A 13,938-nucleotide genomic window follows, 5' to 3' on the forward strand; every position below is an offset into this window, starting at 1 on the left:
AGGTACAGAGGGTGAAGTAGATGAATTGTTATGAACTGGCAAAGATGACATGGGAAGAAGTCGAAGCCTCCTTGGAAAAAGTGAGACTGGCAATCATCCCTGTCGGGGCGCATGAACAGCATGGCCCGCATATGGTAGAGAGCTGCGATGCTGTTTTAGCAGAAAAGATGGCCGTCAAACTCGGCGAGCGGTTATTCCCGTACGTGCTTATCACACCGACGGTCAACATGGGTGTTTCATCACATCACATGAATTTTCCGGGAACAATTTCCCTTAAACCGACCACACTGATTGCTCTGCTGAAGGACATAGTTTCATCATTGAAGTGTCATGGCATTCAGCAGTTTTTATTTCTCAATTCACATGGGGGCAACCAATCAACACTGGATGTAGCCGTCAATTTGATCACCGAAGAGTTGGAAGTAGAGGTATTTTATGCAAAAACGACTGCTTCAGCCAAAAAGGCGATAGTCAAAAATGTAAAGTCAACCTTATTTGGTCACAGTTGTGAAAGGGAAGTATCAGAGGCATTTTACTTGGCGCCCGAATTGATTCGTACTGAAAAGCTTCAAAAAGGAGAAATACAGGAGACGGGAAGATGGAAACATTTAAGGCCGGGATGCGCGCTGCAAGGTTTTTATCACTACGAAGAAATGACCGCAAACGGATGTATTGGAGATGCCTCGCAGGCTGAATTCGAAATTGGCAGGCAAATAGTTGAGGAAGCACTTGATAACTTATCAAGAGAACTGATAAAAGTTTTAAAAATAAAAGAAGACGCCATACTACATTAAAGACCAGTACTCATACACCTTTAAAAGCTTAGTTTACAAGTTGTTAATCTATGAACCCCCTTTAAGTTATATTTTTAACTTAAATGGTATACAAAATATCAAATACCAAATTTAAGGAGGAATTTTAAAATGACAGAACTATTATCAAAAGAGGCCTTTCGTAAAGAATTGGAGATTGCAATCGCAGGAAATCACAGCCAGAAGGCTCCATTTACAGTAGCTTGGGCAGAAGGAAAGCTTGAAAGAAAACACTTTGCAAGATGGGCGGAAAACCATTACCACTATGTTGGACCATTTGCGGACTACCTCGCGTACATCTATCACAACACTCCAATGGATGAAAAATTCGTAAGTGCGAAGGATTTCACATTGCAAAACATGTACGAAGAAGAAATTGCAGGTGACCGCCATACTGACTTGTTGATCCGCTTTGCCGAAGCTTGCGGCTCATCCGCAGAAAGAGTGATGGATCCAAACAATATGGCTATTACTACACTTGGCCTTCAAAGCTGGTGCTATGCTGTAGCGGCACGGGAAAACTTCGTAGTGGCAACAGCTGCACTTGTTGTCGGTCTTGAATCCCAAGTGCCTGATATCTATAGGAAACAGACACCTGCATTAAGGGAAAAATACGGCTTCACAGATGAAGAGATCGAATTTTTCGACTTGCACATTGTATCTGACGAAATCCATGGTGAGCGCGGATACAAAATTGTGTTGGAACATGCAGATACTCCTGAATTACAGCAGCGCTGCCTGGAGATTGTACGAACAGGTGCGAAAATGCGCCGCATGTATATGGATGGCTTATGGAGAGAATATATCGAACAGGATCTTGGAGAACTGATTAAGTCTTAAATAATCTTGTAAATTGCCAAGTTTGTTTAGGTCAAGCCCAGGCGAGTTCCATCGCGGGGACCTGAATCATTAACGGCGGAACTCCTATTTGAAAATCCTGTCAGACGGACCGCTGTTACATACAAATCTATGAAATGATGGCGGTCCGTTTCATGGGGAAAAATATAGGAAAAGGTGATGAATATTGCTGACTAAAACGAAGGTCGAAACGTTTAAAAATCTGATAGATGGCAATTGGAGTGAGTCACAAAGCGGCCAGACATTCTCAAGTATCAATCCGGCAAATAAGGAAGAAATTGTAGGAGCTTTCCAGGCCTCCAATGAAGAAGATGTCCGCCAAGCAATCGAAGCTGCTTCCAGAGCTTTTCCGCAATGGGCTGCTACGGCTCCATCCAAGCGGGCCGCCATCTTAAATAAAGCGGCAGACATTTTGGAGCAGAGTGTTGATACATTGGCTGAAGAATTGACAAGGGAAGAAGGAAAGCATGTGAATGACGCTAGAAATGAAGTGCTAAGATCTGCTCAAACTCTTCGTTTCTATGCAGTAGAAGGACAGAGTTTTACCGGGGAAACATTTCCGCATGACGATTCGAACATGAAGGTATCGACTGAGCGTGAACCACTCGGAGTGATTGCCGTCATTACACCTTGGAATTTTCCAATTTCAATTCCAGCAAGAAAGATTGCACCGGCTTTGGTTACTGGAAACACAGTGGTATTCAAGCCCTCATCAGACACCCCACTCATTGCCTTCAGGCTGGTTGAAGCGCTGCAGGATGCAGGGATACCAAAAGGAGTCATCAACTTTGTGACCGGAAAATCATCCGACATCGGTGATCTGTTAGTGACTCATGAAGCTATCAAGGCCATCACTTTTACCGGATCGACAACAGCGGGAGAGGTTATTCATAGCAAAACCTCCTTTACCACGAGGACGCAAATGGAGCTCGGTGGAAAAAATCCCATCATTATTATGGATGACGCGGATCTCGACTTGGCGGCAACACTGACGGTCAATGGAGCTTTCTCCCTGACTGGGCAGGCATGTACCGGAACAAGCCGTGTCATTGTCCTTCAAAGTGTCAAAGACGCTTACATCAATAAATTGATTGAAAAAACGAAGAATCTTAAAGTTGGCAATGGCTTCGAAGAAGGAGTCAAAATCGGGCCGGTTGCCAATCATCGCCAGTTGAAAAACATTCTTAACTATATTGACATCGGTGTTAAGGAAGGCGCGAATCTCGTGTATGGTGGCAATCAGATCACTAATGGCAAGTATGCTCAGGGTTATTATGTGGAGCCTACTATTTTTACAGATGTACAGCCAGATATGCGCATTGCACAGGAAGAGATTTTCGGACCGGTCGTCGCCGTCATTGAAGTGTCTACATATAAGGAAGCTATAAAAGTTGCGAACGGAGTAGACTATGGGCTGTCCGCCTCAATTGTGACGAACAACCTCAAGGTTGCAAACGATTTCACAAAGGATATTCAGGCGGGTACTGTAAAAGTGAACAGGACGACAACAGGAAACCTGATGAATGCTCCGTTTGGCGGGTTCAAAAATTCCAGTACAGCAACATTCCGCGAATCCGGAAGAGTCGGACTGGAATTCTTCACGCAGGTAAAAACAGTCTATGTGGGTTATTAAATAAGGAGGAGAGACAGACTATGCCGGTTACAGAGAAGAAAATTTTTAAAACAGCCATTAAGCTTGAGTTGGAAGCAGCGAAGCTGATGATTGAGGCTGCGAAACAGGAATCGGAAAAAATCAATGTGGCGGAAACAATCGCGATCGTGGATGATGGCGGGAACCTGATCGCTCTTGAAAGAATGAATGGAGCGCGCATCACGGGGCCGGAAATTGCGATCGCAAAAGCCTATACGGCTGCCGGCCATAAGCGTTCTACCCACTTATTCAACACAGAGCCGAATGGACCAGCGCTTCCAGGAAATGAAGCATTTGGAATCCAGCTAATGATTCCAGGAAAGTTTGCCATCTTCGTCGGTGGTTTCCCAATCGTAGTTAATGGCGAAGTAGTAGGAGGAATCGGAATCAGCGGTGGAAATGGCGAACAGGATACTGCTGTCGGAACTGCGGCATTGGAAGCATTGAAAAAACATGTAGAAAAAGACGGCATGACTGTGGAAACAAAGGCAGATATCAAGAAATAAACCCTCGGGAAAATTCATACGAAACTGTTTGAAAAAATTGCATGGAGGGCTCAATGTCAATTGAGCCCCCAAATGACAAATTTTTGGTATACCATATACCAAGAGTGAGGAGGAGCAAAAATATGCCTAAAATTCATTTCGTCAACAGTGAGAAAACATTTGATGTACCGGAAAACTCCAATGTTCTCAGAATGTCCCTCAGGTATGATGGTGATCTTCCGAACCTTTGCGGTGGAGGAATTTGTGGAACGTGTGTATTTAAACCAGTGGAGGGAGCAGAACATCTAGATAAGATTACGAAGCAGGAGCAAAGGAAACTAGGGGAAGAATGGCTTGCAAAGGGATATCGGCTTGGGTGTCAAACGTTTATAAAAGATCAGGACGTATCTGTTGCCTGGGATATGGAAATCACGAAACAGGTGAAAAAACGGAAGCCGGATAAGCTGGACAGGAAACCTTCTACAGTAAAGTGATCTGCAAGAATATGGAGGGAGCGCGATGTGGGTCTGTATCGATCATTTAAAAGGAGTAGTTGAGTTTGCCAAAGCCCCTCATGTCAGCAAGCCGAGATGCCGTATGAAATGTTCCTTTTGTGAAAGGGATGCAATCGTTAAACTGCATTTTGAACGCAGAATTTGCCATTATGAAGAAAAGGAAAAGGCCGGGGTTAAATAAATATGAGGGTTACAGGTGTCATTGCGGGAGGTTTATTTAGCATAATGGCACCTCATTTCGTAGCCAATCCATTTTTAAATCATTTATATGAGAGGAGACTCATTATGCCTTTATATACGATCGTCAATAGGGATACTTGCATAAGCTGCGGTTCATGCGGTGACTTGGCACCGGATATCTACGACTACGATGAAGAGGGTCTTGCCTTTGTGATGGCGGATGATAATCGGGGGTGCGTCCAGGTAGAGGAAGACTTTATCGAAGATGTTCAGGATGCATTTGAGGAATGTCCCTCCGGTTCCATTCGTATCGCTGAAGAATCCTTTGAGGGTGATCCGGACAAATTCGATAAGGTTACATCATAGGGGGCCGCTGGCTTGGACATTACCCTTCTCTTGGAATACGTCTGGATATTATTGATTTTAATAGGATTGGAAGGTATTTTGGCGGCGGATAACGCAGTTGTGATTGCTGTAATAGTGAAGCACTTACCGAGGGAAAAACAGAAAAAAGCACTTTTTTACGGCTTGTTGGGTGCATTCATATTCCGTTTTGCCGCGTTGTTTATCATTGTGACATTGGTAAATATTTGGCAGGTGCAAGCGATTGGTTCGTCCTATTTAATATACCTCTGTATCAATCATTTCATAGGTAGAACGAAAGAAAAGGCCAATCGGCCAAAGGAGAGAAAAGGCTCTTCGTTTTGGATGACGGTTCTAAAAGTAGAGCTGGCTGATATTGCCTTTGCTTTGGATTCTATGCTGGCTGCAGTTGCTTTGGCAGTGACCCTGACTCCCCTTGGAAAGTTTTCAGTAGCCGGTATGGACGGAGGACAATTCATTGTCGTATTTGTAGGCGGTGTCATTGGAATGATCTTGATGCGATTTGCTGCAGTTACATTTGTTCGTTTGCTTCAAAGGTTTCCGATTCTTGAATCTGCGGCATTTCTGCTTGTCGGTTGGGTAGGTGTAAAGCTGGCGGTACTTACACTCGCACATCCTCGTGTCGCCATATTGGATGTCTATTTTCCAGAGTCATTTGTATGGACGGCTATTTTTTGGACAGTATTTATGGGGATTATATTTAGCGGGTATTTAGTGGCAAGGAAGCAAAGCCGCGCGGAGGAGAGACAATTTTACGGTTAGGAAGAGCTTTTCTTGAAAAATAAGGAGAAGTTTCATGGGCGAATAAGTCATCGACCGTCATGCAACGTAACGGAATAAGCGAAGTGAAAAAAACTGCTTTGTTATTAAAGAAACCGAATTGGACGAAGAAAACGAGAAAGAAGAATTACTCTCTAAAAACGGGGGATATTGAAATCGTGATTAATGGAAGATTACAAGAGTTGAATATCACATTGCCCGAACTACACGATAATGCCATGCCTTATGCATTGGGTGTTGTATCGGGACGAAATGTCATATTATCAGGACAGACCCCACGGGTTAACGGTGAACAAAAGTATACCGGAACTTTGGGTACACCTTCGATCAATGTTGAGGAAGCGCAGGATGCAGCCAGGATTTGTGTCATCAATCTACTGGGAGCACTAAAAGAACTGGTTGGAGACCTTGATCAAGTCGAGAGAATTGTAAAGATCAACGGCTATGTAGCTTCAACCAATGACTTTACAGAGCATTCGAAAGTGATCAATGCCGCTTCGGTGTTGTTGAATGATATTTTTAGAGAGGGAAAGAAGCATGCCCGGGTGGCAATCGGACTGGCTTCTTTGCCAGGCGGGGCACCGGTTGAAATCGAGATGATTGCTGAATTGAAGGCTTAACCTTTCTAAAGGAGTGAAATGAATGATCCACGATGAAGAAGTATTTGATCTGACTATTATCGGTGGAGGGCCGGCGGGGCTTTTCACAGCTTTTTACGCAGGTATGAGACAGATGTCAGTCAAAATCATTGAGAGTTTGCCTCAGTTGGGTGGACAGTTGGCAGCTCTTTATCCTGAAAAAAATATATATGATATTGCGGGATTTCCAAAAGTGAGTGCGCAGGATCTGATTGACAATCTGTACGAGCAAATGTATCAATTTAAACCTGTTATTTGCTTGGGGCAGTCAGTCGAACAGGTCAAAAAACTGTCTGATGAAACATTCAGAATCAGTACGAACAAAGAGGTCCATCATACGAAAACAATCATTATTACAGCAGGAAACGGTGCCTTTAAGCCAAGGAAGCTGCAGTTGGCAGAATCCGAAAAGTATGAAGGGGAAAATCTTCACTATTTTATAAAAGATATGAACCAATTTGCCGGCCGGCGGGTTATTTTGTTTGGGGGAGGAGACTCAGCGGTTGATTGGTCATTGATGCTTGAGCCTATTGCTGACAGTGTAACTATTGTACATAGGAGAGAAAAATTCCGGGCTCACGAATACAGTGTAGAGCAGCTCCGAAATTCAAAGGTGGAAATTCGGACGCCGTACGTTCCGGTGGAACTAATCGGCGAGAGTAGAGTTGAGCAGGTGGTCCTAGAAGAAATAGGGAGTGACCGTAAGGAGGTAGTCGAAGTTGATGATGTTATCGTTAATTACGGCTTTGTTTCTTCTCTCGGCCCTATCAAGGACTGGGGTTTAGATATTGAAAAAAATTCAATCGTAGTCAATTCAAAAATGGAAACAAATATTAAAGGCATCTATGCAGTCGGCGATATCTGTACGTACGAAGGAAAAATAAAATTAATAACCACCGGTTTCGGAGAGGCACCAGTCGCAGTAAGCAATGCCAAAATGCACATAGATCCAAAAGCCAGACTTCAACCGCAGCACAGTACCTCCATCCTGGGGGGATCACCAGAAAAAAAGCTTCGGACAAAAAAAGAGAAGAAGGCGATTCATACTTAAGGGCGCAATCCCTCACAGTGGAAATGATGATGGCCGGATTCATATAAGAAAGACTATTGGGATGTACAGGAGAAGCTTCGAAGTTAGAGGAAAACTGCATATAGGGAAAAAGCAATCCTCCACATCCGGGAGGATTTTTTTAATGAGTAATTGAGTTGGGAGCAGCCGGGAAGGGATAACCTTCCGCCGGCTGCTCCCAACTCTCTTAAGAAGCTCCCAACTCTCTTAAGAAGCTCCCACCTCTCTTAAGAAGCTCCCACCTTTGCTTAACCATCAATGCTCTTACAAAAAAGCCGCACCAATCGGCGCGGCTCTTCATTCTTCATATTTTTTGCTTTCAATCAAATCGGCGACGAGGATGTAGCGATCCGGCGCATCACCAATATACCGAAACGGATAGCATGTAGTGACGGTCAAGGTGGCACGCGGCTTCGGAACGATGACCGTCCGGTCGTCCGCATCCACAATTCGTACTTTTCGTATTTTATAAGTGAATTTACCCATGGACGTGTTGACAATTAATAAATCGCCTTTTCCTACTTCGCCGAGACGTCTGAAAACTGTATCTCGATGACCGGAAAGGACTGAATTATCTTTTTCTCCTGGAAGGACGCTGCCGGCATAGTGCCCGACTCCTTTTTCCAGCTCATCTTCATCGGTTCCGTGATAGATAGGCAGTGTAGCGTCCAGTTTGGGAATAATCAAATCGCCGATAATCTCGCCCTCTTCAGGGCGCTTTTCGTAAATAACTGTTTTGGTCTCCCGCTTTTCTTTTACAGGTGGTGGTGCTTCTTCTTGTTTGACGGGAGCAGGTTCTGAACTGGCTTTATTCACAGTAAAAATCATATACCCCGTCAAAAATTTAAAGGCATTCGTCCCGGCAAGCCAAGTACCAAAACCAATCAATCCAACTGCCGCTGCAAGAAGAATGAAACGTTTCATCATGCACCTTTAACTTTTAATTTACGGAATAAGAGAGCGCCGAAAATTATAAACGCGAGTCCGGCGACAGTCTGTGGAAGATAGCCTCCCGCTGTGTTTGGAAGCTTTCCTCCCTTAACCGTTTTGGGAACCGGCTTTCCGGTGGATGTTTTGGAAAATGGGTTTCCAGCGGAAGCTTTGGCTGCTGTTTCCGCTTTGTTTATATTTTGCCCGGCATTGTTAATAAGATCGGAACCGAACATCTCTTTTGTAATCAGCAGGTCGGCAAGGAATTCGCCATCTTTTGAATAAATTTTTATTAGCAAATCAGCACCGTTGACCGTATCCATTTGGACTAATGCCGATAGAGAAACAGGCGTTTCAATTCCATCTTTCACTAAATAGTAATCTACTTTTAGTTGAAGAAGGTCCAAAAGCTCGTCCCAAATGCTAAGCAATTCAGCGATTTGAGCTGGTGTAAGCTCAGAGGAGCTTTCAAAATCTGGGAAAGCCATCAAACGGTCTCCCAAGCTTAAGAGTTTAGCTAAAAATGCTTCTTCATCAGCATTTTCTACGACTTTGTCCAAGTGAGCTTCCAATCTTTGCATTTCGTCATTTGTAAGACCAAATCCAGCAAGGGCATCAATGATAGCCTCTTCGTCGATTGAATCAACGGCCAAATATATGATTTCATCCTCTAAATCATCAATGAAAATAAAATCATTCAAAGACATTCCATTTTCTGCAAGAAGCTGCTCCAATTCTTTTTGTGTCATTCCGTAGTCAGCAAGCAGGGCTTTCAAGTTTTCTTTGTTTATCTTTTCGCCCAAGTAATCTTTTATTTCTAAAACAGAATCGAACTCTTCGAGAGTGTAATCATGAATTTCCTCAAAGTATGTAACAAAATCTTGCTCAGACATTCCAATTTCTTCTAAATATTTTTGAAACTCGGGATCTTTCGGATCCACCGCCGCAAAAGCGGATAATGGCAGCGCCCAAATGGCAAGGATGGCCGCAAGCACTGCAGGCAATAACCGTTTCAAATGAGATTCCCCCTTAAATTATCGAATATCCTAATTATTATATTCGAAATCCTGTCCGGTGAATAGTACCTTTTTTATTATGTTTCTACCTATTTTTTAGCACAATTATTTTCAAAATGAATTAAATATATATTAAACAGGTATATAACAGATGTTGACATTATTAATCTGTTATACTACAATGTATTTAATAACAAAAAAAGGAGGGCGTCTACATGTTGCCAATCGAATTTTACAGAAACATTCCTGCCAAACAATGCTGCCAATGCGGAGAAGAAATGAATGAAATGCATGAGTGCTATTTCAACGAATGTGAGCGCTGCCTAAGCAAAGCGGAGGAGTAATAAAAAATTGAAAAAATTATTTGAAGGCCATCCATAGTCTGCCTGTTTCCGGATGAGACAGAGCAGATTATTTTTGTGTTGAAAAAGAAGAAGCCCTCGCTGGGAACGAAGGCTGTATTGTGATATATAACAGATTAGTTGTTTATGACTGGCAATATGAGTTTTGCATCATAAACCTGCTCTAACTTATACCTGCTCCTGATAGGTCTTATTAGCGGAGTCCCGGTTATATCCTTACACTTCCCACCATAAAGATGGATCACCTTTCCTATCCGTCAGACTTCGTATCAAAAGTCTGTTCCTGGGTCATACGTACCAGGTTCCGTATCATAAAACTGAGGCCCCTTGGCACATACAAGTTGATAAAAATTACAATAAATGAGTTTACTGAGTTCACTCAGAATCTTTTCTCTACAAATTTTCTCCAACAATTTTTACAAGGGCATCTCCTAACTGCCTTACATCCTCCATTTCTGTTTCCCGGCCAAACGTAATCCGAATGAATTCTTTTGCAGCTTTTCCTTCCACTCCAAGAGCAACCATTGTCTTCGCTGGAGCCTGTTGGCTCACCTGACAGGCGCTCCCTGTCGAGATGGCAAATCCGCGTTGGTTCGCCTCGTTCATGATTAGCTGACCTTCAAGCCCATTTATCCTCATGCCGACTGTTGAAGGCAGGTCAGCCTTATAAAGGGTACACTTTGCCAAAATGGGATTCAGCGATTTCAAAAATGCTTCCCGAAGCGTGCGGTAATGCTTCTCGTAAACTTCCCATCCTCCCACAGCTTTTTCCGCGGCCACAGCCATGGCCGCAATTCCCGGTACGTTCACGGTTCCCGGTCGGAATCCACCTTCGTGCGTGGTGCCTGGAACATAGGGATCCCATCGCAGTTCAGGATTCAGGTAAACGGCCCCTACTCCTTTTGGCCCGTAAAATTTATGGCCGGAGATCGTAAGGCTGTCAACGGAGCGGGCAACCGGCACCAAATTTACCTTACCGAAAGATTGAACGCAGTCACTATGAAAAAGAATACGATGCTCCTGGCAGACCCGACCAATTTCTTCAATTGGCTGAAGGGTACCGATCTCCGGGTTTGCGTGCTGGATGCTCACTAAAACAGTGTCTTCACGGATAACATTCAAGAAATCCGCCAAATTGATCCGCCCGTCCGGAGCAAAAGACAGCTTTGTGATATCCCAACCGGATTCCCGTAATTTATCCATTGTATTTAAAACAGAAGAATGTTCAGCAGCTCCTGTTATGATGTGCTTTCCTTTTTTTAGCTTACTGGACAATAATGTTTGAATGCCCAAAAAATTGCCTTCCGACCCGCCGCTTGTAAAATATACTCCATCTTTAGATACGCCGAAAAAGCAGGCGAATTGTGCCCGGCTATATTCCAAAAGTTCATGTGCCTGATCTCCGGCATCATGAAGGCTGCTCGAATTTCCGTAGTATGAGGATGCCGCTTTTACATAGACTTCCGCCGCTTCTTGATCCAGTGGACAAGTGGCTGCATAATCGAAATATTTCACCTGGTAAACCTGCTTTCCATTCATTTTTAAAAAAACTCTTGTCATAAGTGTAATTGTGTGTAAATATATGTGTCAAGACAATTGTAAATACTGGGAGGCGCATAATGAATAAAGCGGATGTCCTTATTATCGGAAGCGGTGTGGCCGCTCTGCAATTGGCGAAGCGTCTGGGTGACGATAAGAATGTGATAGTCATCACAAAGTCTTTTTTAAAAAATGGAAATTCCAACCTGGCACAGGGAGGAGTTGCCGCTGCCATTGGGGAAAGTGATCATCCGGAAAGTCACTTTGCCGATACGCTTGAAGCTGGGCGATTCCATAATGAAAGTGCTACAGTGCTGGCCGTAACAAGGGAAGCACCGGAATTGATTGAAGAGCTGTGGGCGGAAGGCTGCCGGTTTGATACAGATGAAAAGGGCAGGCTGCTGCTCGGAATGGAAGGTGCACATAGAGAACATCGGATCGTTCATGGGGGCGGGGATGCAACAGGGCAGCAGATCATGAAGCATCTTGCTTCCGTTTCTGTCGGTAAATTTGTCGTCATTGAGAATATATTTGTATTTGAGTTAATCATGGATCCTTCCGGTCAATGCATCGGCGCCAAGGGGAAAAAGGCAGATGGTCACGTCGAATCATTTCTTGCTGACCATGTTGTTTTGGCAACAGGAGGATGCGGCCAGCTTTACAGCCATACATCCAATGCTGAAACCGTATCAGGCGATGGCATTGCGCTTGCATACAAAGCGGGTGCGGAAGTCGTCGATATGGAGTTCATCCAATTTCATCCGACCCTTCTTTATTTGGATGGTAAAACCCATGGTTTGATTTCGGAAGCTGTTCGCGGAGAGGGTGGAAGGCTGGTCACTGACAAGGGTGAACCGATTATGGATGATGTCCATCCAATGGGAGACCTCGCGCCGCGGCATATCGTTGCACAAACGATTTATGAATATATACGTAAAGGAACCCAAGTATATCTTGATGTATCACTTATTGAGAATTTCGCCGTGCGGTTCCCGACAGTTACCACTTTGTGTGAAAAAAATCACGTAGATTGGAAAAAACAGATCCCTGTTGCACCAGGAAGCCATTTTTTAATGGGTGGCGTAAAAACAGATCTGATTGGCCGGACTAGCATTAAAGGGTTGTACGCCATTGGCGAGGTTGCCTGTACGGGCCTTCACGGTGCGAATCGTTTGGCGAGCAACTCGTTGCTTGAAGGACTGTTTATGGGGAAAAAGTTGGCTGAATGGATCAATGAAAGCGGAGAACGATCTGGACTGAATCCCCGAAGCATCGAATGGTGCAAACTGAATGAGATGGAAACCGTTCATTCGCTAAATGGAATAAAAAATGAGGATCATCCGGAAGATAGCGGTTCGCTCATCGGGACGAACAACTGCAACATCCGATTGCCGAAAGCCAAAGATATCCAGCAATCCATGATGGACAACGTAGGAATTGTCCGCTCCGCAGAAGGCTTAGCCAGACAAAAGCAATGGTTGGAAGGTTTTCAAATAGACGAATGGATGAAAACGGATCTGGACCATTTAACTATTGAAGAAATGACCCGGGTGTTCATGCTTATCACATCATGGCTGATCACGGATTCAGCCTTGAAAAGGACAGAAAGCAGGGGAGGACATTTTCGCAGCGACTACCCTTGTGAAAAAAATCACGACTGGATGGGCAGGAAAATTATCCATAAAAGGAATGGGAACAATGAACAAATTAAAACTGCGGTTGCAACTTGAACAATTTTTTCTGGAAGATATCGGAGATCGTGATGTGACCAGCCAAATATTCGGAGATGGCCATCATGGCGAGGTCCATTTTATCGCAAAAGAATTTGGTGTATTCTGCGGCAAGGACATTATTAGAACGGGATACTCAATCCTTGATCCGGAGTTGCATTATGAACTCTTTGTCCGTGACGGTGAAAACATTTCAGTGGGGCAGCTGCTCGCGACAGTAAGGGGTCCAGTATCGGCACTCTTGAAGGGCGAGCGTGTCATTCTGAACCTTGTGCAAAGGATGAGCGGCATTGCAACGAAAACACGCCAAGCAGTTGACGTCCTGAATAGTGAGCATACGAAAATTTGCGATACAAGGAAAACAACACCAGGCCTTCGGATGCTTGAAAAATATGCCGTCCGGTGCGGCGGAGGTCAGAACCACCGTTACGGCTTATACGACGGAGCGATGCTTAAAGACAACCACATTGCGTTTGCCGGGTCGATCGCCGAAGCAGTCGCCGCGGTACGGGCAAAGGCAGGCCATATGGTCAAAATCGAAGTCGAAACCGAGACGAGGGAAATGGTGCTTGAAGCAGTAGCTGCCAAAGCTGATGTCATCATGTTCGACAACAGGGAACCAGAGGAAATCCGGGAATGGATCAAATTGGTTCCGGACAGTATTGTGACAGAGGCATCCGGCGGGATTACAATGGACAACCTTGCTTCATACCGCGATACGGGAGTCGATTATATTTCGCTGGGATTTTTGACACATTCTGTCTCTGCATTAGATATAAGTGCGAAAGTTAAAGTTGGAGGGAAGGAAAGACTGCTTCTTTGAACAGGAGATCGGGATAAATTTTTTAATATGAATACCTTGCTGGGCAAGAGTACTTCAAAATCGTTCTACTTTTTATTCATGCCGGGTCCCTAAGAGTATGTCGAAAAGTGCCCGAATCGGCAGCAAAAGCGAAGAATTGGTCACTAATAGAGGATAAAAGTGCCCG

Annotated in this window: 15 protein-coding genes; 12 read left to right on the plus strand and 3 right to left on the minus strand. The window is 44.2% G+C overall.

Features of this window, described 5'->3' with window-relative positions; genetic code table 11:
- The first annotated feature begins 20 nt into the window (after positions 1 to 20).
- The 9 genes from C509_RS0121900 to C509_RS0121945 all read left to right on the plus strand — a co-directional run bounded on the left by C509_RS0121900 (position 21) and on the right by C509_RS0121945 (position 7,354).
- Positions 21 to 794: a creatininase family protein gene (locus tag C509_RS0121900; RefSeq protein ID WP_018709085.1), complete on the plus strand. Its 774-nt coding sequence runs from the start codon at positions 21 to 23 to the stop codon at positions 792 to 794.
- A gap of 129 nt (positions 795 to 923) precedes the next feature.
- On the plus strand, positions 924 to 1,652 hold the full coding sequence (locus tag C509_RS0121905; protein ID WP_018709086.1) for an iron-containing redox enzyme family protein: 729 nt from the start codon (positions 924 to 926) through the stop codon (positions 1,650 to 1,652).
- Between the two features lie 184 nt (positions 1,653 to 1,836).
- A complete protein-coding gene (locus C509_RS0121910) occupies positions 1,837 to 3,303 on the plus strand; it encodes an aldehyde dehydrogenase family protein (RefSeq protein WP_018709087.1) in 1,467 nt (488 codons plus the stop codon).
- 20 nt (positions 3,304 to 3,323) lie between these two features.
- A complete protein-coding gene (locus C509_RS0121915) occupies positions 3,324 to 3,827 on the plus strand; it encodes a GlcG/HbpS family heme-binding protein (RefSeq protein ID WP_018709088.1) in 504 nt (167 codons plus the stop codon).
- A 122-nt stretch (positions 3,828 to 3,949) separates the two neighbouring features.
- The gene (locus C509_RS0121920; protein WP_018709089.1) at positions 3,950 to 4,300 is read left to right on the plus strand and encodes a 2Fe-2S iron-sulfur cluster-binding protein; all 351 of its coding nucleotides are present in this window, start codon (positions 3,950 to 3,952) and stop codon (positions 4,298 to 4,300) included.
- 306 nt (positions 4,301 to 4,606) lie between these two features.
- A complete protein-coding gene (locus C509_RS0121930) occupies positions 4,607 to 4,867 on the plus strand; it encodes a ferredoxin (RefSeq protein WP_018709091.1) in 261 nt (86 codons plus the stop codon).
- A gap of 12 nt (positions 4,868 to 4,879) precedes the next feature.
- On the plus strand, positions 4,880 to 5,647 hold the full coding sequence (locus tag C509_RS0121935; protein WP_018709092.1) for a TerC family protein: 768 nt from the start codon (positions 4,880 to 4,882) through the stop codon (positions 5,645 to 5,647).
- A gap of 83 nt (positions 5,648 to 5,730) precedes the next feature.
- Positions 5,731 to 6,285 (plus strand): RidA family protein, encoded by a 555-nt coding sequence (locus C509_RS0121940; RefSeq protein ID WP_244943837.1) that lies wholly within the window; start codon positions 5,731 to 5,733, stop codon positions 6,283 to 6,285.
- 22 nt (positions 6,286 to 6,307) lie between these two features.
- Positions 6,308 to 7,354 (plus strand): NAD(P)/FAD-dependent oxidoreductase, encoded by a 1,047-nt coding sequence (locus C509_RS0121945; RefSeq protein WP_018709094.1) that lies wholly within the window; start codon positions 6,308 to 6,310, stop codon positions 7,352 to 7,354.
- A gap of 315 nt (positions 7,355 to 7,669) precedes the next feature.
- Here C509_RS0121945 and C509_RS0121950 read toward each other — a convergent pair whose 3' ends face one another.
- Both C509_RS0121950 and C509_RS0121955 read right to left on the minus strand, forming a co-directional pair.
- Positions 7,670 to 8,296 (minus strand): class D sortase, encoded by a 627-nt coding sequence (locus C509_RS0121950; RefSeq protein ID WP_018709095.1) that lies wholly within the window; start codon positions 8,294 to 8,296, stop codon positions 7,670 to 7,672.
- Positions 8,296 to 9,318, minus strand: coding sequence for a processed acidic surface protein (locus C509_RS0121955; protein ID WP_018709096.1), 1,023 nt, complete (start codon positions 9,316 to 9,318; stop codon positions 8,296 to 8,298). Before C509_RS0121955 ends, C509_RS0121950 begins: the two co-directional genes overlap by 1 nt.
- A gap of 215 nt (positions 9,319 to 9,533) precedes the next feature.
- On the opposite strand from C509_RS0121955, the gene yhfH reads away from it, so the two are divergent.
- Positions 9,534 to 9,662, plus strand: a complete 129-nt coding sequence (gene yhfH, locus C509_RS25800; protein WP_018709097.1) for a protein YhfH — start codon at positions 9,534 to 9,536, stop codon at positions 9,660 to 9,662.
- Positions 9,663 to 10,073: 411 nt separating this feature from the next.
- Here yhfH and C509_RS0121965 read toward each other — a convergent pair whose 3' ends face one another.
- The gene (locus C509_RS0121965; protein WP_018709098.1) at positions 10,074 to 11,219 is read right to left on the minus strand and encodes an IscS subfamily cysteine desulfurase; all 1,146 of its coding nucleotides are present in this window, start codon (positions 11,217 to 11,219) and stop codon (positions 10,074 to 10,076) included.
- Positions 11,220 to 11,299: 80 nt separating this feature from the next.
- On the opposite strand from C509_RS0121965, the gene nadB reads away from it, so the two are divergent.
- Positions 11,300 to 12,949, plus strand: coding sequence for an L-aspartate oxidase (nadB, locus tag C509_RS0121970; protein ID WP_018709099.1), 1,650 nt, complete (start codon positions 11,300 to 11,302; stop codon positions 12,947 to 12,949).
- On the plus strand, positions 12,918 to 13,772 hold the full coding sequence (nadC, locus tag C509_RS0121975; RefSeq protein ID WP_018709100.1) for a carboxylating nicotinate-nucleotide diphosphorylase: 855 nt from the start codon (positions 12,918 to 12,920) through the stop codon (positions 13,770 to 13,772). Before nadB ends, nadC begins: the two co-directional genes overlap by 32 nt.
- Positions 13,773 to 13,938: the final 166 nt, after the last annotated feature.

Source organism: Siminovitchia fordii DSM 16014 = CIP 108821, from assembly GCF_000374565.1.
GTDB lineage: Bacteria > Bacillota > Bacilli > Bacillales > Bacillaceae_C > Siminovitchia > Siminovitchia fordii.

Bases quoted from the DNA above. Each gene is read 5' to 3' on its own strand.
- yhfH (WP_018709097.1), top strand. From the start codon at position 9,534: ATGTTGCCAATCGAATTTTACAGAAACATTCCTGCCAAACAATGCTGC.
- C509_RS0121920 (WP_018709089.1), top strand. From the start codon at position 3,950: ATGCCTAAAATTCATTTCGTCAACAGTGAGAAAACATTTGATGTACCG.
- C509_RS0121950 (WP_018709095.1), bottom strand. From the start codon at position 8,296: ATGAAACGTTTCATTCTTCTTGCAGCGGCAGTTGGATTGATTGGTTTT.
- nadB (WP_018709099.1), top strand. From the start codon at position 11,300: ATGAATAAAGCGGATGTCCTTATTATCGGAAGCGGTGTGGCCGCTCTG.
- C509_RS0121915 (WP_018709088.1), top strand. From the start codon at position 3,324: ATGCCGGTTACAGAGAAGAAAATTTTTAAAACAGCCATTAAGCTTGAG.
- C509_RS0121905 (WP_018709086.1), top strand. From the start codon at position 924: ATGACAGAACTATTATCAAAAGAGGCCTTTCGTAAAGAATTGGAGATT.
- nadC (WP_018709100.1), top strand. From the start codon at position 12,918: ATGAACAAATTAAAACTGCGGTTGCAACTTGAACAATTTTTTCTGGAA.
- C509_RS0121900 (WP_018709085.1), top strand. From the start codon at position 21: ATGAATTGTTATGAACTGGCAAAGATGACATGGGAAGAAGTCGAAGCC.
- C509_RS0121965 (WP_018709098.1), bottom strand. From the start codon at position 11,219: ATGAATGGAAAGCAGGTTTACCAGGTGAAATATTTCGATTATGCAGCC.
- C509_RS0121930 (WP_018709091.1), top strand. From the start codon at position 4,607: ATGCCTTTATATACGATCGTCAATAGGGATACTTGCATAAGCTGCGGT.
- C509_RS0121945 (WP_018709094.1), top strand. From the start codon at position 6,308: ATGATCCACGATGAAGAAGTATTTGATCTGACTATTATCGGTGGAGGG.